The sequence below is a fragment of the Bradyrhizobium sp. WYCCWR15520 genome (genome assembly GCF_056174665.1).
The window spans coordinates 77,785-99,368 of record NZ_JBWBWM010000011.1; the positions used below are offsets into that span (position 1 = coordinate 77,785).

At 62.5% G+C, this 21,584-nt stretch carries 17 protein-coding genes; 11 read left to right on the forward strand and 6 right to left on the reverse strand.

Going from position 1 to position 21,584, the window contains the following annotated elements:
* Positions 1–48: 48 nt before the first annotated feature.
* The 7 genes from dusB (at position 49) to hflX (ending at position 9,496) form a co-directional block, all read left to right on the forward strand.
* Entirely contained in the window at positions 49–1,050 is a 1,002-nt protein-coding gene (gene dusB / locus AC0QUY_RS14285; RefSeq protein WP_475387394.1) for a tRNA dihydrouridine synthase DusB, read from the forward strand.
* Positions 1,047–2,222, forward strand: coding sequence for a two-component system sensor histidine kinase NtrB (locus AC0QUY_RS14290; protein ID WP_475387305.1), 1,176 nt, complete (start codon positions 1,047–1,049; stop codon positions 2,220–2,222). Before dusB ends, AC0QUY_RS14290 begins: the two co-directional genes overlap by 4 nt.
* Before the next feature lie 9 nt (positions 2,223–2,231).
* The gene (gene ntrC / locus AC0QUY_RS14295; RefSeq protein ID WP_161854580.1) at positions 2,232–3,674 is read left to right on the forward strand and encodes a nitrogen regulation protein NR(I); all 1,443 of its coding nucleotides are present in this window, start codon (positions 2,232–2,234) and stop codon (positions 3,672–3,674) included.
* Positions 3,675–3,844: 170 nt separating this feature from the next.
* Positions 3,845–6,172 (forward strand): sensor histidine kinase NtrY-like, encoded by a 2,328-nt coding sequence (locus tag AC0QUY_RS14300; RefSeq protein ID WP_475387306.1) that lies wholly within the window; start codon positions 3,845–3,847, stop codon positions 6,170–6,172.
* A 17-nt stretch (positions 6,173–6,189) separates the two neighbouring features.
* Positions 6,190–7,560, forward strand: a complete 1,371-nt coding sequence (gene ntrX / locus AC0QUY_RS14305; RefSeq protein WP_161854582.1) for a nitrogen assimilation response regulator NtrX — start codon at positions 6,190–6,192, stop codon at positions 7,558–7,560.
* A 302-nt stretch (positions 7,561–7,862) separates the two neighbouring features.
* Positions 7,863–8,111 (forward strand): RNA chaperone Hfq, encoded by a 249-nt coding sequence (gene hfq, locus AC0QUY_RS14310; protein ID WP_006020546.1) that lies wholly within the window; start codon positions 7,863–7,865, stop codon positions 8,109–8,111.
* A gap of 11 nt (positions 8,112–8,122) precedes the next feature.
* Positions 8,123–9,496, forward strand: coding sequence for a GTPase HflX (hflX, locus tag AC0QUY_RS14315; RefSeq protein WP_161854583.1), 1,374 nt, complete (start codon positions 8,123–8,125; stop codon positions 9,494–9,496).
* An 8-nt stretch (positions 9,497–9,504) separates the two neighbouring features.
* On the opposite strand, the gene mazG is transcribed toward hflX, so the two are convergent.
* The 3 genes from mazG to AC0QUY_RS14330 all read right to left on the reverse strand — a co-directional run bounded on the left by mazG (position 9,505) and on the right by AC0QUY_RS14330 (position 14,973).
* Positions 9,505–10,359, reverse strand: a complete 855-nt coding sequence (gene mazG, locus AC0QUY_RS14320; protein ID WP_161854584.1) for a nucleoside triphosphate pyrophosphohydrolase — start codon at positions 10,357–10,359, stop codon at positions 9,505–9,507.
* 213 nt (positions 10,360–10,572) lie between these two features.
* The gene (locus AC0QUY_RS14325) at positions 10,573–11,568 is read right to left on the reverse strand and encodes a GGDEF domain-containing response regulator (RefSeq protein ID WP_475387307.1); all 996 of its coding nucleotides are present in this window, start codon (positions 11,566–11,568) and stop codon (positions 10,573–10,575) included.
* Positions 11,569–11,571: 3 nt separating this feature from the next.
* Entirely contained in the window at positions 11,572–14,973 is a 3,402-nt protein-coding gene (locus tag AC0QUY_RS14330; protein WP_475387308.1) for a response regulator, read from the reverse strand.
* 322 nt (positions 14,974–15,295) lie between these two features.
* Between AC0QUY_RS14330 and queC the strand changes: the two genes are divergently transcribed.
* The gene (gene queC, locus AC0QUY_RS14335; RefSeq protein WP_475387309.1) at positions 15,296–15,997 is read left to right on the forward strand and encodes a 7-cyano-7-deazaguanine synthase QueC; all 702 of its coding nucleotides are present in this window, start codon (positions 15,296–15,298) and stop codon (positions 15,995–15,997) included.
* Between the two features lie 98 nt (positions 15,998–16,095).
* On the opposite strand, the gene AC0QUY_RS14340 is transcribed toward queC, so the two are convergent.
* From AC0QUY_RS14340 to nthA, 3 genes are read right to left on the reverse strand one after another with little or no spacing between them, the layout of a single operon-like run.
* The gene (locus AC0QUY_RS14340; protein ID WP_475387310.1) at positions 16,096–16,479 is read right to left on the reverse strand and encodes a nitrile hydratase accessory protein; all 384 of its coding nucleotides are present in this window, start codon (positions 16,477–16,479) and stop codon (positions 16,096–16,098) included.
* On the reverse strand, positions 16,479–17,138 hold the full coding sequence (nthB, locus tag AC0QUY_RS14345) for a nitrile hydratase subunit beta (RefSeq protein ID WP_475387311.1): 660 nt from the start codon (positions 17,136–17,138) through the stop codon (positions 16,479–16,481). The genes AC0QUY_RS14340 and nthB overlap by 1 nt, the downstream gene beginning before the upstream one ends.
* Positions 17,138–17,779, reverse strand: a complete 642-nt coding sequence (nthA, locus tag AC0QUY_RS14350; protein ID WP_161854590.1) for a nitrile hydratase subunit alpha — start codon at positions 17,777–17,779, stop codon at positions 17,138–17,140. The genes nthB and nthA overlap by 1 nt, the downstream gene beginning before the upstream one ends.
* A gap of 101 nt (positions 17,780–17,880) precedes the next feature.
* On the opposite strand from nthA, the gene AC0QUY_RS14355 reads away from it, so the two are divergent.
* From AC0QUY_RS14355 to AC0QUY_RS14365, 3 genes are all read left to right on the forward strand, one after another.
* Positions 17,881–18,603, forward strand: a complete 723-nt coding sequence (locus AC0QUY_RS14355; RefSeq protein ID WP_475387312.1) for a hypothetical protein — start codon at positions 17,881–17,883, stop codon at positions 18,601–18,603.
* A gap of 89 nt (positions 18,604–18,692) precedes the next feature.
* Positions 18,693–19,499, forward strand: a complete 807-nt coding sequence (locus tag AC0QUY_RS14360; protein ID WP_475387313.1) for an enoyl-CoA hydratase/isomerase family protein — start codon at positions 18,693–18,695, stop codon at positions 19,497–19,499.
* Positions 19,500–19,684: 185 nt separating this feature from the next.
* Complete coding sequence (locus AC0QUY_RS14365) at positions 19,685–21,583, forward strand: adenylate/guanylate cyclase domain-containing protein (RefSeq protein WP_475387314.1); 1,899 nt, start codon at positions 19,685–19,687, stop codon at positions 21,581–21,583.
* Position 21,584: the final 1 nt, after the last annotated feature.

The window sequence follows — 21,584 nt, forward strand, 5'->3', positions numbered from 1 at the left end:
AACCATGAGAACGCCGTGACCGGCCCGGAAAGTGAAGGCTCTAAGCCGTTGAAAATAGGCGAAATTGCTGTCGCCAACCGGGTTCTTCTGGCGCCGATGTCCGGCGTCACCGATGCCCCCTTCCGACGCCTGGCGGCCACTCTCGGCGCCGGACTGGTCGTCTCGGAGATGACCGCCAGCGACGAACTGGTGCACGGCAGGCCGATGTCGGTTCTGCGCTGCGAGAAAGCCGGTGTCGGACCACACGTCGTTCAGCTTGCGGGCTGCGAGGCGCACTGGATGGCGGAAGGTGCAAGGGTCGCGGAAGCCGCCGGCGCCGACGTCATCGACATCAACATGGGCTGTCCGGCGCGTCATGTCACCGGCGGTCAGTCCGGCTCGGCGCTGATGCGCGATCTCGATCATGCGCTCAAGCTGATCGAAGCTACGATTGCGGCGGTGAGGGTGCCGGTGACGCTGAAGATGCGGCTCGGCTGGGACGATCGCTCGCTCAACGCGCCGGAACTGGCGCGCCGCGCGGAAGCCGCCGGCGTGCAGATGATCACCGTGCACGGGCGCACGCGCTGCCAATTTTACAAGGGGACCGCCGATTGGGCCGCCGTGCGCGCGGTCAGGAACACGATCTCCGTGCCGCTCGTCGTCAACGGCGACATCACCTCATTCGAGAAGGCGGTCCAGGCGCTGGAAGAGTCGGGGGCGGACGCCGTGATGATTGGGCGTGGCGCGCAGGGGCAGCCCTGGCTGCCGGGACAAATAGGCCGTCGGCTTGAAACCGGGACGGTAGAAATTGCACCGTCGCTCGCGGAGCAACTCGCCCATGTGCGCGCACTCTACGACGAGGTTTGCAGCCATTACGGGCTGCGCATCGGGCTCAAGCATGCACGCAAGCATCTCGGCTGGGCGCTGGAGATCGCAGCCCAGTGCAGTCGCGCGCCGGCGGAGACTCTGAAAGGCTGGCGGCAAAAGATTCTGACGTCGGAAGATCCGCACCGCGTGCACCGATCGTTGCAGGACGCGTTCGACGATTTCGCATGGAGTGCTGCTGCATGACATCAGCCGCAGAACATCGCCGGCCAGTGCCTGCAGACAGCGAGGCCATCCTCAACGCGCTGCCGAACCCGGTGCTGCTGGTGGCGCCTGACGGCCGCATTGTCGACGCCAATATCGCCGCCGAATCCTTCTTCGAGATCTCGACGCAATTCCTGCGCCGGCAATCCCTGAAAGAGCTGGTGCCGTTCGGCAGTCCATTGCTGGCGCTGATCGACCAGGTACGATCCAGCGGCTCGCCGGTCAACGAATACAAGGTCGATCTTGGTACGCCCCGGATCGGCGGCGATCGCCAGGTCGATCTTCACGTCGCGCCGCTCACCGAACGGCCCGGCCACATCGTCGTGATGCTGCAGGAGCGCACCATCGCCGACAAGATGGATCGACAACTGACGCATCGCAGCGCGGCGCGCTCGGTCATCGCGCTGGCCGCGATGCTGGCGCATGAAATCAAGAACCCGCTGTCCGGCATCCGCGGCGCGGCGCAACTGCTGGAGCAGGCGGCCTCGTCCGAAGACCGCATGCTGACGCGGCTGATCTGCGACGAAGCTGACCGCATCGTCACCCTGGTCGATCGCATGGAAGTGTTCGGCGACGACCGCCCGGTGGCGCGCGGCCCGGTCAACATCCATTCCGTGCTCGACCACGTCAAACGGCTGGCGCAGTCCGGCTTTGCCCGCAACATCCGCTTCATTGAAGAGTACGATCCGTCATTGCCGCCGGTGCTGGCCAACCAGGACCAGCTCATTCAGGTGTTCCTCAATCTGGTGAAGAACGCTGCCGAAGCTGTCGCCGATCTCGGCGGCGACGCCGAAATTCAGCTCACCACCGCCTTCCGCCCCGGCGTACGCCTGTCGGTGCCGGGCAAGAAATCGCGGGTGTCGCTGCCGCTGGAGTTTTGCGTCAAGGACAACGGCTCCGGCGTGCCGGAAGACCTGCTGCCGAACCTGTTCGATCCCTTCGTGACGACCAAACAAACCGGCAGCGGCCTCGGGCTGGCGCTGGTTGCCAAGATCGTCGGCGATCACGGCGGCATCATCGAATGCGAATCCCAGCCGCGGAAGACGACCTTCCGCGTGCTGATGCCGATGTTCAATCCCACCAAACAGTTCGACCAAAGCAACCGCGACGGCGTTCCGGGTACGCCGTCGCCTGCCTCACAGGACGCAAGATGAGGAATAACGATGCCCGCAGGTAGCATACTCGTTGCCGATGACGACACCGCCATCCGCACGGTTTTGAACCAGGCGCTTTCGCGCGCCGGATATGAAGTGCGCCTGACCGGGAACGCCGCGACGCTATGGCGCTGGGTGAGTCAGGGCGAGGGCGATCTCGTCATCACCGACGTGGTGATGCCGGACGAGAGCGCGTTCGATCTTCTGCCGCGCATCAAGAAGATGCGGCCGAACCTCCCCGTCATCGTCATGAGTGCCCAAAACACCTTCATGACGGCGATCCGGGCCTCAGAACGCGGCGCCTATGAATATCTGCCGAAACCGTTCGACCTCAAGGAGCTCATCACCATCGTCGGCCGCGCGCTGGCCGAGCCGAAGGAGCGGGTAGCGAGCTCCGCCGACGATTCCGAATTCGATTCGATTCCCCTGGTCGGCCGTTCGCCGGCGATGCAGGAAATCTATCGGGTGCTGGCGCGGCTGATGCAGACCGATCTCACGGTGATGATCTCCGGCGAGTCCGGCACCGGCAAGGAGCTGGTTGCGCGTGCGCTGCACGACTACGGCAAGCGCCGTAACGGTCCGTTCGTCGCCGTCAACATGGCTGCGATCCCGCGCGACCTGATCGAATCCGAATTGTTCGGCCATGAACGTGGCGCGTTCACCGGCGCTAATACCCGCGCGTCGGGCCGGTTCGAACAGGCGGAGGGCGGCACGCTGTTTCTCGATGAAATCGGTGACATGCCGATGGAAGCGCAGACGCGGCTATTGCGAGTGCTGCAGCAGGGCGAATACACCACCGTCGGCGGGCGCACCCCGATCAAGACCGACGTGCGGATCGTAGCGGCCAGCAACAAGGATTTGCGCATCCTGATCCAGCAGGGCCTGTTCCGGGAAGATCTGTTCTTCCGACTGAACGTGGTGCCGCTGCGCTTGCCGCCGTTGCGGGAGCGGATCGAGGACCTGCCGGACTTGATCCGCCATTTCTTCACGCTTGCCGAAAAGGATGGCCTGCCGCCGAAGAAGCTCGATGCGCTGGCGCTGGAACGGCTGAAGCAGCACCGCTGGCCCGGCAACGTTCGCGAGCTCGAAAACCTCGCGCGCCGGCTGGCCGCCCTCTACCCGCAGGACGTCATTACGGCCTCGGTGATCGATGGCGAACTGGCGCCGCCGGCGGTCACCTCGGGCGGCAACGCGCCGATGGGCGTGGAGAACCTCGGCGGCGCGGTCGAAGCCTACCTGTCCTCGCACTTCTCCGGCTTCCCGAACGGCGTCCCGCCGCCGGGCCTCTACCACCGCATCCTCAAGGAAATCGAGGTGCCGCTGCTCACCGCGGCGCTGGCGGCCACGCGCGGCAACCAGATCCGCGCGGCCGACCTGCTCGGCCTCAACCGCAATACGCTGCGCAAGAAGATCAGGGATCTCGACATCCAGGTTTACCGGAGTGGCGGCTAGCGATTGAATCCGCCCGCGTTCGCAATGAAAATGAGGTGATTCGGCTGAGGATTGATCGCTTTAGCGGGTGGCCGCGCCGTGGAATTGTCGCAATTCGGCAACATTGTGATATGAATGCATCAGTCCGCAACGCGCGGGCTTAAAGCCTTTCAGCTCACCGAATTGCCGGAATGACCACCGCAGAGACCTCGGCGCCACCGTTCGACCCAGCACGTACCGAATCCGGAGGGGGCTTCCTGCGGAGGTGGGTGGCGCCGTTCGCCGTCGCAGTCGCGCTGCTGTCGGCATTCCTGACCTTCGTGGTCCTGAGCGGCCTGACGCCGATCGAGCCGACCCGCCACGTCGTCTACTCGTTCCTGATGATCAATGCGGCGACCATCCTGCTCCTGGTCGCCATCATCGCCCGGGAAGTCTGGCTGGTGATCCAGGCGCGGCGCCGCGGCCGGGCCGCCGCACGGCTGCACGTCCAGATCGTCAGCCTGTTCTCCATCATCGCGGTGCTGCCCGCGGTGCTGGTTGCGATCGTCGCCAACGTGACCATCGACCGCGGCCTGGACCGGCTGTTCTCGGGCCCGACGCGCGAGGTGATGCAGAACTCGCTGATCGTTGCCCGGGCCTATACCTACGAGCATGCGCAGCTCATCCGCGGCGACATCCTGGGGATGGCCAATGACATTGCCCGGGCAAGGCCGCTGTTCGACCAGGACCGTCGGTCATTTCGCGAATTGCTGACGATGAGCGCCACCTCCCGGAATTTGCCGGGAGCCATGTTGATCGACAAGGATCGCAATATCCTGGAGACGGCGCAAACCGGCATCAAGCAGGACTTCACGACGCCGCCGCAGGACTTCCTCAGCAATGTCAACGAGGACGAGCCGCAGATCGCGGTCTTTCCCGACGCGAACTACGTGGCGGCGGTAATCCGGCTGCGCTCCTTCAACGACACCTTCCTGTATGTAGCGCGGCTGCTCGATCCTCGCGTGGTCGCGCAGCTCAAGCAGACCGAGGCCAGCGTCGCTGAATACGCCCAGATCGAAGCCCGCCGGCTCGGCATTCAAGTCGCCTTCGCGCTGATGTTTGCGGTGATTGCGCTGACCATCCTGATGGCGTCGGTGCTGATCGGGCTGAATTTTGCCAACTGGCTGGTAGCACCGATCCGCAATCTGATGAGCGCGGCCAATATCGTTTCGACCGGCGATCTGCATGTCCAGGTGCCGGTCCATAAATCCGAAGGTGATCTCGCCCAGCTCGGCGAGACCTTCAACAAGATGACGGCCGAATTGCGCACCCAGCGAGACGAACTGGTCAGCGCCTCCGACCTGATCGACAGCCGCCGCCGCTTCATCGAGGCGGTATTGTCCTCGGCCAGCGCCGGCATCATCGGCGTCGATGCCTCCGGCAGCGTCGGCATTCTGAACCGCTCGGCCGAGAAACTGATCGGCCATGCCGAATCCGAGACGCTGGACCATCCGCTGTCGGACGTGCTGCCCGAGCTCGACGACATGATGAAGACGGCGCGTGAGGGCACGCAGCGTCTGGTGCAGGGCCAGATCACGATTACGCGCGACGGCCATGAGCGCAACCTGTCGGTTCGGGTCAGCGCCGAACAGACCAGCCATTCGCGCGACAGCTACATCATCACGCTCGACGACATCACCGAGCTCGTCTCCGCGCAACGCACCTCGGCCTGGGGCGACGTGGCGCGCCGCATCGCCCATGAAATCAAGAATCCGCTGACGCCGATCCAGCTTTCAGCGGAACGGATTCGCCGCAAATTCGGCAAGGTCATCACCGAAGACAAGAACATCTTCGAACAATGTACAGACACCATCGTGCGACAGGTCGACGACATCAGGCGGATGGTTGATGAGTTCTCCCGCTTCGCGCGGATGCCAAAGCCGGTCATGGAAGGCGAGGACGTCGCCGACACCGTGCGGCAGGCGGTATTCCTGATGAAGGTAGGCCATCCCGATCTCGATATCGAGGCCGATATCAAGCAGGACCCGATGCGGGCGCAGTTCGACCGCCGGCTGATTTCGCAGGCGCTCACCAACATCATCAAGAACGCGACGGAAGCGATCGAACAGGTGCCGCCGGAAGAACTCGGCAAGGGACGCATCGACGTGATCGCCGCGCGCGAAAACGAAGACATCGTGATCGACGTGATCGACAACGGTATCGGCTTGCCCAAGGTAAGCCGCGCGCGGCTGCTGGAGCCCTATGTGACGACGCGGCAAAAGGGCACCGGGCTCGGACTCGCCATCGTCGGCCGCGTGCTGGAAGACCATGGCGGCCGCATCGAACTCAAGGATGCCTCCGATTTCCGGCCCGGACAGCGCGGTGCCTGGATGCGGCTGCGATTCGCCGTCTCCGGTCATGCGTCGAAGGTGGAATCACATCAGCAGGGCAATGAAACAAAAGGGTCGCCAGGCGAAACCAATGAAGCGGCATCCGCGACCAATGATCGAACAAAATCCGAAGTCGCAACAGGCAACTGACAAGACAGGTGTAACCCATGGCAAGTGACATTCTGATTGTCGACGACGAAGCCGATATTCGTGACCTCGTTGCGGGCATCCTGGACGACGAAGGCTTCAATACCCGTACCGCGCGCGACAGCGATTCGGCGCTGGCTGAGATCTCCAATCGCCGCCCGCATCTGGTGTTTCTCGACATCTGGCTGCAGGGCTCCAAGCTCGACGGCCTGCAATTGCTCGAGCAGGTCAAGAAGGAGCACGCCGACGTTCCCGTGGTGATGATTTCCGGCCACGGCAACATCGAGACCGCGGTGGCGGCGATCAAGCGCGGCGCCTATGACTTTATCGAAAAGCCGTTCAAGTCGGACCGGCTGATCCTGGTCGCGACGCGGGCGCTGGAGACCTCGCGCCTCAAGCGCGAAGTGAAGGAATTGAAGCAACTGGCTCCCACCGCCAGCGTCCTCACCGGACGCTCCGCCTGCATGAACCAGTTGCGCCAGACCATCGACCGGGCGGCCAAGGCCAACAGCCGCATTCTGATCGTCGGGCCCTCCGGCTCGGGCAAGGAACTGGCAGCGCGGACGCTGCATAATGCATCGAGCCGTGCAGAAGGCCCGTTCGTCGTCATCAACGCCGCAGCGATCACCCCGGAACGAATGGAAGTCGAACTGTTCGGTATCGAGCAATCGAACGGCGAGCAGGCGCGCAAGCCGGGCGCGCTGGAAGAGGCGCATGGCGGTACGCTGTTCATCGACGAAATCGCCGACATGCCGCGCGAGACCCAGAACAAGATCCTGCGCGTGCTGGTCGATCAGACCTTTCAGCGCTCGGGCGGCACCGCCAAGATTCACGTCGACGTCCGCATTATTTCCTCGACGGCGCGTAACCTGGAGGAAGAGATCGCGGAAGGGCGTTTCCGCGAAGATCTCTATCACCGGCTGTCGGTGGTGCCGATCCGCGTTCCGCCCTTGTCGGAACGCCGCGAGGACATCCCCGAACTGATCGACTATTTCATGGATCAGATATCCGTGGCGACTGGATTGCCGAAGCGGCAGATCGGCCAGGATGCGATGGCAGTATTGCAGTCCCATGTCTGGCCCGGCAACGTCCGCCAGCTCCGCAACAATGTCGAACGCGTCATGATTCTGGCCGGCGGCGGCCCGGAAGCGATCATCACCGCCGATATGTTGCCTCAGGATGTGGGCTCGATGGTGCCGGCGATGCCGACCAGCAATAATGGCGAACACATCATGGGGCTGCCGCTGCGCGAAGCGCGGGAAGTCTTCGAGCGTGACTACCTGATCGCGCAGATCAGCCGGTTCTCCGGCAACATCTCGCGGACGGCCGAATTTGTCGGCATGGAACGCTCGGCGCTGCACCGCAAGCTGAAGGCGCTGGGTGTTGGCTGAAGTTTGAGTGAATCGTTCGTTCGATAGTTCGCGATCTGCGCGGCCAATGGCATCGCTCGCGCAGATCCATGCATCTGCTTGGGAATATTTATCTCTTTCAGGTCATTTGAAGAGAATGGCCACTGGGTTCCGAGGGGGTGACGCGCGAACCGGCTTGCCTAAAAAGCGCGCGTAGCCTCTAATCGGATCGCCGAGCCGACCGGAGGGGGATCTCAGGGGAAGCCGGCGAGTCGGGGGCAGGCTCCATGAGAGAGCAACAACCGGCTTAATAAAAAGAAGCACGAGACGGCGGGACAAAAACAATGGCGGCAGACCGCGCACAAAATCTACAAGACACCTTCCTAAACCACGTTCGTAAAACAAAAACGCCACTGACGATCTTTCTGGTCAACGGAGTAAAGCTGCAGGGGATAGTCACCTGGTTCGACAATTTCTGCTTGCTGCTTCGGCGCGACGGTCATTCGCAGCTTGTCTACAAGCATGCGATCTCGACCATCATGCCGGGCGCTCCGATCCAGTTGTTCGAGGGCGGCGAGGATGCTCCGGCTTGAGAGTGAACTGATTGGAACCCTTCGACCGTGAAGGGAGCGCCGACCGTCCGCGGTCGGAGGCCAAACAAAGCGGGCGGGTGATCGTCATCGGCCCTTATTTGCGTATGCGCCGCGGCGACGCCGATGCGCAGGCGAATGAGGCTGTCCGCGATTCAGAAGCCCGGCTTGACGAAGCCGCTGGCCTGGCGCGCGCCATCGACCTCACGATTGCCGATGCATTGATTGCACCGATCAGCCAGATCCGGCCGGCGACCTATCTCGGCAAGGGAAAGGTCGAGGAGATCACCGGCCTGATCGCAGGCCACAACATCGAGCTGGTGGTGATGGATTGTGCGCTGTCGCCGATCCAGCAGCGCAACCTCGAGAAGGCCTGGAACACCAAGGTGCTCGATCGCACTGGCCTGATCCTGGAAATCTTTGGCCGCCGCGCCAAGACCAAAGAGGGCGCGCTGCAGGTCGAGCTGGCGCATCTGAATTACCAGCGCAGCCGCCTGGTGCGGTCATGGACCCATCTGGAGCGCCAGCGCGGCGGCTTCGGATTCATGGGCGGCCCCGGCGAGACCCAGATCGAGGCCGACCGCCGCCTGATCGGCGACCGCATCACGCGCCTCGAAAACGAACTGAAGAAGGTCCAGGCGACGCGGCGGCTGCATCGCGCCGGCCGGCAGCGGGTGCCTTATCGCGTGGTCGCGCTGGTCGGCTACACCAACGCCGGCAAGTCGACGCTGTTCAACCGCCTTACGCGCGCCGACGTGCAGGCGGCCGACATGCTGTTTGCGACGCTCGACCCGACCTTGCGCGCGCTGAGCCTGCCGCATGGCGGAAAGGCGATGCTCTCGGACACCGTCGGATTCATCTCCAACCTGCCGACGCAGCTTGTCGCTGCGTTCCGCGCCACGCTGGAAGAGGTGCTGGAGGCCGACATCATTCTCCACGTTCGCGACATCTCGCATGAGGACGCGGAGGCGCAGGAGCGCGACGTCGACGCCGTGCTGCGTCAGCTCGGCATCGATCCCGGCTCCGGCGGACGCATCCTCGAGGTCTGGAACAAGATTGATCGCTTCGATCCCGAGGAGCGTGAAAACCTGCGTAACATCGCCGCCCGCCGTCCGCCGGAGCGCCCGTGCTTTCTGGTCTCGGCCACCTCGGGCGAGGGGATCAACGAACTGTTGAGCGCGATCGAGGAGCGGCTGGCGGCAACCCGCACGACGCTGGACCTGTCCATCGATGCTTCCGACGGCGCGGGTATCAGCTGGCTGCACCGCAATGCCGAAGTGCTCAACAAGGAGCTTCACGACGGACGCTTCGACATGACGGTGCGCGTCGACGAGACCAAGCGCGACATCGTGGTGGCCAGATTCGACGCCGTCCCGCGGGTGGCGTAGGCCCGAATTCAGCGCGTACTTTGTGCAGGGATCGGTGCAGCCGCCCCTGACTTCTCGCCTTTGGCCTCGTTCCAGAGCGCGTCCATCTCTTCAAGCGTTGCGTCTTCGAGTGAGCAGCCACGGGCGGCAAGCGCGCGCTCAATATAGGCAAAGCGGCGCTCGAACTTGGCGTTGGTGCCCCGTAGCGCGGTTTCGGGATCAGCGCCAACGTGGCGGGCCAGATTGACCAGGGCAAACAGGAGATCGCCGGTCTCTTCCGCGAGCTCGTCGACATCCTTGCGGTCGAGCGCCGCCTCGATCTCATCGGCTTCTTCACGGATCTTGGCGAGCACGGCACGTGGATCGTTCCAGTCGAAGCCGACGGTCGACGCCTTGCGCTGCAATTCCATCGCCCGCGTCAGCGCCGGTTGGCCGGCCTTGACGCTCGATAGCAGCGATTTATGCGTGGTCTCCTCCGTCGGCCGCCGTGCTACGCGCTCGGCCTTTTCCTCGGCCTTGATGCGCTCCCAGGCGCTCTTGACGCCGGCGGGGGCGATGTTGCCGTCCTTGTCGGCAAACACATGCGGATGGCGGCGGATCAGTTTCCGCGTGATCGCTTCGACCACGTCGCCGAAGGCAAAGGCGTTCTGCTCTTCCGCCATGCGGGCGTGATAGACGACCTGCAGCAGCAGGTCGCCCAGCTCCTCGCGCAGGTCGTCGAGATCGCCGCGCGTGATCGCATCCGCCACCTCATAGGCTTCCTCGATCGTGTAGGGCGCAATCGTCGCAAAATCCTGTTCGAGGTCCCACGGGCAGCCCGTGACCGGCGTACGCAGCGCCGCCATGATCTCGATGAGGCGGGAAATATCGCGGGAAGGGGTCATGGGATTTCCGAAAGCCGAGGAAGGACAGCAGCTTTATGCCGCAAGCGGCCCGCCGTTCCCAGAAAAAGCAATGGCATGGTCGGTTATTTCCACCGACGGGAAGGCGGTCCGTTGGGCCGGATCGAGCACGTCGGTTCCACGCCGATCGATCGCTGCACGCAAATCAAGCACGGTAATGCGGGGAACTCCCGGGCAAGTCCTTCCGAGCCTGAACTAGACCGACCTGCCTCCGACTTTTTCGAAGGATGGTTTGCGCGGCGGCTCCGGAAGCGGAGAGCGCGGCTCGTGCGCCACGCGGTTGCGCCCTTCCTGCTTCGCGCGATAAAGCGCGGCATCGGCCTCGCTCAGCCAAGCCTGGATCGACTTGCGCTCGGTCGCCGGGAATGCCGCCACGCCGGCGCTGATGGTCACGATCCCGTTGCCGGGATTTCCATTGTGCGGGATTGCCATTTTTTCGACCGCCTGACGCAAACGGTTGGCCGCGGCTACACCCGCCTTGAGATCCTGTTCGGGCATCAGGATCAGGAATTCCTCACCACCGTAGCGATAGATCTCGTCGCCGGCCCGGCTCGCGTTCGCCAATGCTCGCGCGACAGTCTGCAGCACCTTGTCGCCGGCGGGATGACCCTCGTCATCGTTGTAAGCCTTGAAGTAATCGACGTCGCACATGATGGCGCAATAGCTGCGCTCATAACGTTCTGCCTGCGCGCCAATCGCGTCGAGGTCCTCGCTCAGCTTGAGGCGGTTGCCAAGCATGGTCAGCGAATCCGTCCGCGACTGGTCGAAAAGCCGGCGATTGAGTCGCGCGAGTTCCTCCGACTGCTGGAATAATCGGCGGTGGAGCGCGGTGACCCGGGCGGCGACATGCAAGCGCAGCTTCAGCTCCACAGTATCGAGGGGTTTGACGAGGTAATCGTCGGCGCCGGCCTCCATGCCGCTTACGATATCAGTCCTTTCGTCAAGGATCGTCAGAAAGATGAAATAGGTATAAGTGTCCCCGTTACTCGCCCGGACCCAGCGACAGAGTTCGAGCCCATCCATTCCCGGCATCATGCGGTCGCTGATGATGACCTCGACATCGGCCGTCTCAAACAGACGCCACGCTTCCTCACCGCTCGTCGCCACGATGCATTCATGGCCCAGCGAAATGACGGCGGCTTCGATTATCAGCCGTGACGCCGTGTCATCTTCAGCAACTAGAATGCGCATTGTTCATACCTTCGCAATTTCGGATCGCAGCACAGTGCTGGCCAGATCGAACTGCCGTGCGAGATCCGCAACCAGTTGCGAGGCAATACTTGTATCGCCATTTCGTGCGCGCGTTTCCAGTTCGGCGCAGGTCCGGACCATGCCGTTGGCGCCCAGATTGGCGACGCTTCCCCTCAGCTTGTGGGCGAGTCTGATCAGACTGGCCGCATCGCCCAGCCTGGCTGCATGCTGCAGACCGGCCAACTGGCGCGGGGTTTCCTCAAGGAAGCTGTCCAGCAGCTTTCCCACCAGGCCGGGCGAGCCGGCTCTTTCCAGCGTGCGCAGCTCGTCCAGGACGGAGCGATCGACCACGTCGTCGGATTGCGGCCGCGGCGCGATAGATGGGGATTCGACCACAGGAAGTCTCGGCAGCGATCGCTCGAGCGCGGCGGCGAGTTCGGCACGTTTCAGCGGCTTGGTGATGTAGTCGTCCATCCCCGCGGACAGGCTCTTGGCGCGCGCGTCCTTCATGACGTCGGCCGTCAGCGCGATGATCGGCGTATGCCGACCGGATCGTTCGCGCAGCCGGATCGCCCGGGTCGCCTCGTAGCCATCCATCTCCGGCATCTGGCAATCCATCAAGATCGCCGCGTAGGGGATCCGGCCGACGGCCTCAATAGCTTCGAGGCCGTTCGCCACGACATCGGCACGATAGCCGAGCGCAACGAGCATGCCGATTGCGACCTGCTGGTTCACGATGCTGTCCTCGACGACCAGGATACGTGCATTTCGTCGCGGTGCAGACGTTGCGGTTTGTCCGGCAGTGACGTCCGGGATTTCAACACGCAACGGTTCGTTGCCGGCGGGCCTCGCCATGACTTCCGTCAGACAATTATACAGAGCGGATTGCCGGGCCGGCTTGGTGAGGCAGGCATCGAACAATCCCTCGGAGTCCGGCGCGGAATCGGCCTGGCTGATCGACGTCAGGAGAACCAGCCGGGTGCCGGCAATGGCGGGATCGGCCTTGATGGCCCGTGAAAGGGCAGATCCGTCCATACCCGGCATCTGCATGTCGACAATGGCGACATCGTACGGCTCGCCGCGGGCGCTGGCGGCACGTAACATTTCCAGGGCGCGGGCGCCGGATTCGGCGCTGCCATTGCGCATGTGCCAGCCGACAATATGCTCATGCAGGATCGCCCGGTTGACGGCGTTGTCATCGACGGCAAGCACGCGCAAGCCGCGAAGGTCCATGTGCTGCCGCCGGGCTGGCAGCGATGCGGCGGCGAGCGGTACGGCGAACCAGAAAGTGCTGCCTTTTCCCGGCTCGCTTTCCACGCCGATCTCGCCGCCCATCAATTCCACAAGCCGCGTGCATATGGCCAGCCCGAGTCCGGTACCCCCGTATTTTCGCGTCGTCGAAAGGTCGGCCTGCGTAAATGCGTCGAAGAGGTGAGGTTGCTGTTCCGGCGAGACGCCGATTCCCGTGTCACGGACCTCAAAGCGGATCGTTGCGCCATCGTCATTCTTCGTCTGCAGCCGAGCACGCAGAACCACCTCGCCGTGCTCCGTGAACTTGACCGCATTGGCAGCCAGGTTGGTGAGAACCTGGCGCAAACGGAATGGATCGCCACGAAACGCCGCCGGAAGATTGTGATCGATCAGGCTCGCCAGCTCCAGCCCCTTGGCGGCAGCGGCTACGGCCACCACCCCGGTGACGCCCTCGACAACGTCGTACAGATCGAAGTCGATGATTTCGAGCTCGACCTTGCCGGCCTCGATCTTTGAAAAATCCAGGACGTCGTTGATCACGCCGAGCAGGGCTTCTCCCGATTGCCTCGCCATCTCCGCATAGCCGCGCTGCCGTGGATCGAGGTCGGTGTCCAGCAGCAGGCCTGTCATGCCGATCACGCCGTTCAGCGGCGTTCGGATCTCGTGGCTCATGGCACTCAGGAATTCGGACTTGGCCCGCGTTGCCTGCTGGGCTTCGCGAGCCTTTTCGACCAGCATGGTTTCAGCGCGCTTCTGCTCGGTGATATCGTCGTGGGTCGCAACCCAGCCCCCGTTCGACATCGTCGTTCGCCGGATCAGGATCACGCGGCCGTCGGCGAGCGTGAAGGTTTCGGAGGCCAACGTCGGCATTCTCTCGACGTGTTGCTCGACGGAGAGATCGCTCTTTTCGCCGTTCTCGACGTGGGCTTGCAGAAGCTGGGCCAGCGGCGTTCCGGGCGCGACCTGTTTTTCCGTCAGATTGTACATTTGCCGGAAGCGATCGTTTGAGATCACCAGCTTCTTGTCCGCATCGAACATGCAGAGGCCTTGCGACATGTTGGTCATGGCCGCATCGAGCCGCATGTTTGCTCGCTTCAGCTCCGCCGATTGCTGCTGCAGGGAAGCCGCCATGCTGTTGAAGCCGTTAGCCAACTCGCCCAACTCGCCCTTGGCCTGAACGGTGGAGCGGTGATCGGCATTTCCGGCGCCGACAATGGCGGCGTCGTGCTGCAATTGCCGTATCGGACGCACGATTCCCGAGGAGAGCAGCCAAGCCAGCAAATATACCGATGCGACCGCCAGCAAGGTCAGGATAAACGCCCACTGCGTATGTTTGAAGGCGCTGGACTGTTGGATGCCGGGCAAGCCGACCGTCACGACCCAGGGAACGATTTTTGCCGTGACGGTTGATGTGGCGCGCGACTGGCCATCGTACCAAACCACCTCATCGCCCTGATACCGAAGGCCGTGGTAATCAGGCGCCGTCGACTCCTTGCTCAGGTTCCGCCCGGTCAATTCAGGTCGATCGGTGCGCCCAATGACGATACCGTTCTCGTTCAGAATCGTGACGACACTTCCGCTCGGCAGCGTTGTCGAATCCACGATTTCGGCAACGCGCGCCAGCCTCATGCCCGTGACGATGACGGCCCGTATCGCGCCGGTTTCGTCAAGAACCGGGCGCGCCACAACGGCAACCCACTCGGCGTTCAATCGGCTTACGATCGGCTCGCTTACCGTGAGCTTTCCTTCACGCGCCGGCTTGAAATAGCTCCGCCCAATTCCTGAAAGCTTGCTTCGATCCTCCACAGGGTGCTGCGAGGTTCCGATGTTGTTGCCCGCCAAGTCGAACAGCAGAATGTTGTTCAAATAGGACGGCAGGTCCGCCTTTACGTTGGAAAGAACTACATCGTTTTTTTCGGCATCCCCCGGATTGGTGGAAATCATTTTGCCGATAACGCGCAACAAGGTATCCACGTCGTGGATGTGGTCATCGACGCGCCCGGCGGCCATGCCCGCCGCCCGAACGGCCGCGTCGCGGTTATTGACGAAATCCTCGTTGAACCGGTCCCAGAGAAAAATCGCTGCGAGAATAAGCAATGGCAGCGCGGCTGCCGTGACGAGAACCAGCAGTCGCGTTCGAATACGTCCGCTCATCTGGAAATGCCGCCTTCCGTGCGCTGAGGTGACCTGTCGGCGGCGCGGGGCAGTGATCCGAGCCAGCGACCGTTCGTGAGCCTCAGGCACAATTCCGACTTGTTAGTCGGCTCGCTAGGCCCACCTTTGGTAGCAGTAGATCGCGACATCGTTAATAAAGTGTATCTATGGAACCAACGGCCGGTCACGAACCGCTGAAGGAAGTTTAAGCCGGTCGCCGCCTCGGGGCGCGCGATGAGTTCGCACGCCGAGTAGATCGACGTCGAAATCGCATCGCTCTGCAGCCGATTGGCCTCGATATCGATGGATGCTAAGGGGGGACATGAACGACTCCGAAACCGCGCTGGTGCTGTTTTCCGGCGGGCAGGATTCCACCACCTGCCTGGCCTGGGCCTTGCGCCGCTTTGCGCGCGTCGAAATGCTCGGCTTCAGCTATGGTCAGCGCCACGCGATCGAACTTGCGTGCCGGGACCGGCTTTTGTCCGGGATGAAATCGCTGCGGCCGGAATGGGCGGCAAAACTTGGCGATAGCCACACGCTGGAAATCCCGACATTGGCGGAAATTTCCGACACCGCACTGACACGCGATGTGGCCATTGCAATGGGGGCCGACGGTCTGCCGAACACATTCGTACCCGGCCGTAACCTGGTGTTTCTAACCTTCGCCGCGGCGCTGGCCTACCGGCGCGGCATCCGTCACATCGTCGGCGGCATGTGCGAGACCGATTACTCCGGTTATCCGGATTGCCGTGACGAGACCATCAAGGCGCTGCAGTCGGCGTTGAACCTCGGTATGGCGAAGAATTTCGAATTGCACACGCCGCTGATGTGGCTCGACAAGGCCTCGACCTGGAAGCTCGCGCATGAGCTTGGCGGGGCAGGGCTGGTCGAGCTGATCCGCGAGCACTCCCACACCTGTTACCTCGGCGAGCGCGGCGCGCAGCATGATTGGGGCTATGGCTGTGGAGAGTGTCCGGCCTGCGCATTGCGGGCCAAGGGCTGGCGGGAATATGTGGAACAGTAGATGCTTTCGTCATTGCGAGGAGCGCTAGCGACGAAGCAATTCATCTATCCGTTGTGTCGTGAAATGGACTGCTTCGCTTCGCTCGCAATGACGGTGGCTTATCCAAAATCCCCAGGCGTCAACTCGATCGGCGCACCATGCGGCGTGCGGTCGGCGGCGTGGTCCCATGCATCACGGTAGCGATGCAAGACATCCAACGTCGCAACCCCCTTGGCTGCGACCAGCGTTTCCAGCGTGGCCAGCCAGTGCCGGTAATAGGTCTCGCCCGTATCGGGGTCGCCGGCGGCCTGCGCGTGCTTGATTTGCGCGCCCAGCGTCTCCGCCCATTCCTTCCAGGTGAAGACACCGGCCTCATGCAGCGCCAGCGCCATGGCAAACGCGCGCGCCTCCCACGGCTCGCGAAACACGGGGCCGTCCTCGTCGCGGGGGACGCCGGGCACGGCGACGGCCGCCCGCATCGCCTGTTGCGGGGTCAGATTCATCACACGGGCTCCAGATAGGATTCCCAGGCGTCGACGGAGACGCTGAGCGTCGGGTCCGTACCCTTGCCCCACAATTCCGGCCCGTCGAAACGCACGGTGTAAAGCCATTGCGGGTCTTCGCCCTGGCCGAGCGAGTTGGTGTCGGGAAAGACGTGACAGCCGTGATTGAGCTCGATGGTGCCGAGATGGCCGCGGACATATTGCGGCAGCCTCGTATGCGTCACCGGGTGGATGTCCTTCATCCGCACGGTCTCGCCGACCGCAAACATCGCAGGCGCCTTCGCCTCGCGCTCGGTCGGGCCGCCGCGCCGGATCGCCGGTGTGACTTCATTGGGAGCAACCGGCTTGACGCCGGGCTTGGGCGGCGAGAGCACCTTGCCGGCCTCGATCTCCTCGCGCGTCACCAGCCCGCGCTCGATCATCAGCGTTTCCAGCCCGGCCAGCCAGATCTGGAAATAGCTCTTGCTGAGGTAATCCTCGGGCGGCCGGTTCTCGCGTGCGAAGCGCGACATATCGATGTTCCAGCCGCCGGGGCGTGCCATCGCGACCGTCAGCGCAAAGGCGCGACGCTCCCAGTCGCCATGAAACACCGGCTCGTTCGGCTCGGGTATGACGGGGCCAAAACCCTTGGCGCCGCCCATGTCATGCGCGCCGTCCATCAGGCGATCTCGCTCGGTTGTTTAGGCAGGCCGGTGCCGATCATGCTGTCACGTGTCACGAGTTCGGCGAGTTGCTCGGCGCTCCAGCCCTCGGTGCCCTCGGGACGCATCGGCAGCACGAGGTAGCGGATTTCGGCCGTGGAATCCCAGACCCGGATCTTGGTCGTATCCGGCAGCGTCACGCCGAAATCCTGCAGCACGCCGCGCGGGTCGGAGACGGCGCGCGAGCGGTAGGGCGCGGATTTGTACCAGACCGGCGGTAGCCCCAACACGGGATGCGGATAGCAGGAGCACAGCGTGCACACGACCATGTTGTGCTGCTCCGGCGTGTTCTCCACGACGACCATGTGTTCGCCCTGGCGGCCGGAATAATCCAACTCGGCAATCGCCGCCGTTGCGTCCTTCATCAGGCGTTCGCGATAGGCGGGGTCGCTCCACGCCTTGGCGACCACGCGAACGCCGTTGCGCGGTCCGATCTTCTTTTCATAAAGGTCGATCAGGAGGTCGAGGGACGCCGGATCGACATAGCCTTTCTCGGTCAGGATCGATTCCAGCGCGCGCACGCGCAGCTCGGTCTCCGACAGCTCGGAATGATCGTGGTCGTGATGATGGCCGTGGTGGTCGTGATCATGGTCGCTCATGCGGTCAGGATAGGCGCAAAATCCGGGCTATGTCGAGGCTGGGACTCTGCTAGCATTTGCCGATGGGGATCAGGGCAGGGTGGACCAAAATGGCGGCGGCCATGGCCATTTTGGCCTGGCTTCCGGCGGGAGAGGCGTGGGCTGCGAATGGCGCCTATGCGGTCGATGCAGCCGACATTGGCGAAGCCGGCTCGTGCAAGGTCGAGAGCTGGCTGTCGGCCGCGTCCAACACGGATTTTTCGGCGGTCGCGAATCCCTCCTGTGTGGTCAACCCCTTCAAGCCGGTCGAACTGAGCATGCACACCAACCGTGCGCGCAGCGACAGCGAATGGAGCGCTACGATCCAGCCGAAGGCCAAGATGAACATCGCGCCGACTGGCGTCGGAAGGCTCGGCTTTTCCTTTTATGCCGGCGGCTCCTTCGATGCGCTGACCGGCGAGAATCTCACCGCTTTTGCAGTGGTCCCGGCGACGTTCCGGCTCAACGAAAATATGCGCGTCAATTTCAACGGCGGCTGGCTGTGGGACCGCAGTGTCGATCGCCATTTCCTGGCTTACGGAATCGGATTCGACTGGAAGTTCACGGAAACCTTGCAGTGGACCATCGAAGCCTTTGGCCAGGCGGGCCAATCGGATACGCCGAGCGTGGTCCAGCCGCGGTTCCAGACCGGCTTGCGTTACCGGCCGAACGAGATTTTCTCGGTCGATCTGATCTATGGCCGCAATATCTCGGGCGAGAACGCCAACTGGATCACGCTCGGCACTACGATCCGCTTCCCGGTGCCCGGTAGCCAGCCGGAACACCATCGCACCGGACATTTGTGATCCGTCTCCAGGCCTACTTGCAGCCTTTCCCGAGACCGCAGATTCATTTCTGAGATAGGTTCGGGAAAACAAGGGCAGGGAGGCCATGCGTGACCGAATTTGTGAAGATTGAAAAAGGCCAGGGACCGGATGGGCGCGTCGCCGTCGTGCGTTTCGACCGTGGCGACGGCATCAATGCGCTGTCGCCGGAAGCGATGCGCCAGCTCACCGATGCCGCACGCAGCTTCGAGGATGACGCTGCGACCTCCGTCGTGGTACTCACTGGCGGCGCCAAATCGTTCAGCGCGGGTTTCGACCTGAAGGATCCGGAAGGCCGCTCGCGGAAGACAATGGACCTTGGCGCGCTGCGCCGGCACCTGAAGCTTGGACCGCGGCTGACGCGGGCGTGGCAGGATATGGAGCAGATCACCATCGGCGCCATCGAAGGCTTCTGCGTCGGCGGTGGCGTGGCGCTGGCCGTTGCGCTGGACTTCCGCGTGATGGCCCGCGACGCTCATATGCGCGTGCCCGAGATCGGCCTCGGCATGAACATGAGCTGGCAAAGCGTGCCGCGGATGCTGCACCTGATGGGACCGGCCCGCACCAAGCAGGCCGTGATCCTCGCCGACCAGCGCATCTCGGCAGCGGAGGCCTACGAATGGCGGCTGGTGGAGGAGGTGGCTGATCCCGGCAAGGCTTTCGAGGCCGCGATGGCGCTCGCCACCAAGGTGGCCGCCCAGCCGCCGCTGTCGGTCGCCATGACCAAGCTGACCGTCAACCGCCTGGCGCATGCGCTCGATGATCTCGCCAGCCACATGGATCTCGACCAGTTCGCGCTCGCGAGCATGACGGAGGATCACAAGGAAGGTGTCGCGGCGTTTCTGGAGCGCCGCAAGCCGCGCTTCAAGGGCAGTTAGGATAAAGCGACAATAATATCAATGCCGTACCGGAGGCGTATTCTGAGCTTGATTTAAGTCAAGTCTCGGAAATGGCTTGGTGTTGATTTCGATAAGGAAGCATCACTTTAGCGCGGAAGCGCGCGTAACGAACGTCGAAGAGACTTACCGGCTGTATCCTTCGCGACTGAGGAGGGGCACACGGGATGTTCACATTTCGAACCTCACTCACCTTCGCGGTGATGGCGTTTATCGTCGCTCTGGCCGTGCTGCTGATCGCAATTCAGGTCCTGGCTCTTCGTTGGGCCACGCACGAAGCCGCGTCTGCCTATATGGATGCGACCAGCGCGAAGGCACTCGGGCGCCTCCGCACCGAGATTGCGACTATGACGTCGTTGGTACATGTGCTGGCGACAAGTTCCAGTGTAGCCGATTCAAATGAAAGAACCGAGACCGGCCGTGCGATCCCGCTATTCAAAGCCGCACTGCAAGAACAGCCTCAAATGGACAGTGTTTATGCAGGTTTCGAAAACGGTGCTTGGTTGCAGGTACGGCGCATTGACGGTCTCAACGACGAGCAGCGCGGAAGGCTGCGTGCGACGCCTGAGGCCAACATTGCGATCAATTTGGTCCGGCCCACGCCCAGTGGCGATCTGCCGATGCGACGAATTTTCGAAGATCAGCAGGGCAACCAGGTCGGGCAGCTTGATCTATGGAAATACGGATATGACGCGCGTAAGCGGAGCTGGTACCACGAGACGGTAAAAGCCGACCGAGCGCTGGTCTCATCGCCTTATCTTTCATTCAGCATCGGCGCACCCGTGATCACCGTTAGCGCGCCCTTGCGAGGCAAAGTGTCCGGCGTCCTTGCCGCGGATCTCAAGCTCGACAGCTTCAGCGAATTCGTCCAGTCACAACGACCGGGAGCGCACGGCAGTGTCTTGATCTTCGACTCGGCCGGCGCGCTTATAGCCCACCCCAATTTCGCACAATTCGTTGTCGATGCGATGACGCATCCATCCCAACCGCAACTGCCAAGCATCAAGGAAATCAACTCGGGCGTCGTGCAGGAAGCCTTGCGCAGATCGGATGGTCGCGACCACTACGACGGAAGTATCCGTGACGATCACGGGCGGGACTTTCTGTTCAGGGTGACAAAATTCAATCTGGGTGGGCAATATAACGCCGCCATACTGTTGCTGGCGGCCCAAGAAGATTTTGCTCAGAATGTACGGAAACTCCAGTTCACCGGACTAGTCCTCGCAATCATCGCTAGCGCTGCTTTTATTCCGGTCATTTGGATATTCGGCGGCGGAATGTCTCGATCATTGAGAGACATTACTGCCCAAGCTGTCAAACTCCAGACGCTGGCTGCGCCCGGCCCCTCGTCAGTCGCGTCACGCATTAAGGAAATTCACGAACTCGGCAGTGCAATGGAACTCGCGCAACGCGCCATCTGGTCGTTCGCACATTTTGTCCCCAAGGAGATCGTCCAGCGCATCGTTGATGATTCCATCTCAACCGAGCTTGGCGGTGTTCGAGAGGAGATCAGCGTCGTTTTCACCGACGTCCGGGATTTTACGACGATCGCAGAGTCCGCAGACCCTGATACTCTCATGCACCAAACGTCGCGCTATTTTTCCGTGCTTACGGAGGCTTTCCTCGCCGAAGGCGGAACAGTCGACAAGTTCATTGGCGACGCCGTGATGGTGTTTTGGAACGCGCCCAATCCACAGCCCGACCACGTCGAGCGGGCCTGCCGGGCAGCCCTTGCGGGCAGGGCGGCATGTGAGGAGCTCAACTCTCAGTTCGAAACCGAGGGTCTGAAGCCGTTCTTCACGCGATTTGGCATACATGTAGGGGAGGCCATCGTCGGCAATCTTGGGTCGACGGAGCGCATGAACTACACTGCCCTTGGCAACACGGTAAATCTGGCGGCGCGCCTCGAAGGGCTGAACAAGCAATTTGGAACCACCATTCTTGTGAGCGAAAGCGTCCATTCGCGGGTTGAGCACTGCTTCCAGTTCAGAGCCTTCGAGACGGTCATTGCCAAGGGCATGACGAAGGAAACCCGCATCTTCGAGCTGGTCGGGGCAGCGACATGAA

What these genes read in the sequence shown, in the direction of transcription:
- AC0QUY_RS14365 (WP_475387314.1), top strand. Translation starts at nt 19,685, where the DNA reads ATGTTCACATTTCGAACCTCACTCACCTTCGCGGTGATGGCGTTTATC.
- nthA (WP_161854590.1), bottom strand. Translation starts at nt 17,779, where the DNA reads ATGAGCGACCATGATCACGACCACCACGGCCATCATCACGACCACGAT.
- AC0QUY_RS14325 (WP_475387307.1), bottom strand. Translation starts at nt 11,568, where the DNA reads ATGCGCATTCTAGTTGCTGAAGATGACACGGCGTCACGGCTGATAATC.
- hfq (WP_006020546.1), top strand. Translation starts at nt 7,863, where the DNA reads ATGGCGGCAGACCGCGCACAAAATCTACAAGACACCTTCCTAAACCAC.
- ntrX (WP_161854582.1), top strand. Translation starts at nt 6,190, where the DNA reads ATGGCAAGTGACATTCTGATTGTCGACGACGAAGCCGATATTCGTGAC.
- AC0QUY_RS14355 (WP_475387312.1), top strand. Translation starts at nt 17,881, where the DNA reads ATGGCCATTTTGGCCTGGCTTCCGGCGGGAGAGGCGTGGGCTGCGAAT.
- queC (WP_475387309.1), top strand. Translation starts at nt 15,296, where the DNA reads ATGAACGACTCCGAAACCGCGCTGGTGCTGTTTTCCGGCGGGCAGGAT.
- nthB (WP_475387311.1), bottom strand. Translation starts at nt 17,138, where the DNA reads ATGGACGGCGCGCATGACATGGGCGGCGCCAAGGGTTTTGGCCCCGTC.
- AC0QUY_RS14300 (WP_475387306.1), top strand. Translation starts at nt 3,845, where the DNA reads ATGACCACCGCAGAGACCTCGGCGCCACCGTTCGACCCAGCACGTACC.
- AC0QUY_RS14330 (WP_475387308.1), bottom strand. Translation starts at nt 14,973, where the DNA reads ATGAGCGGACGTATTCGAACGCGACTGCTGGTTCTCGTCACGGCAGCC.
- mazG (WP_161854584.1), bottom strand. Translation starts at nt 10,359, where the DNA reads ATGACCCCTTCCCGCGATATTTCCCGCCTCATCGAGATCATGGCGGCG.
- AC0QUY_RS14340 (WP_475387310.1), bottom strand. Translation starts at nt 16,479, where the DNA reads ATGAATCTGACCCCGCAACAGGCGATGCGGGCGGCCGTCGCCGTGCCC.
- ntrC (WP_161854580.1), top strand. Translation starts at nt 2,232, where the DNA reads ATGCCCGCAGGTAGCATACTCGTTGCCGATGACGACACCGCCATCCGC.
- AC0QUY_RS14290 (WP_475387305.1), top strand. Translation starts at nt 1,047, where the DNA reads ATGACATCAGCCGCAGAACATCGCCGGCCAGTGCCTGCAGACAGCGAG.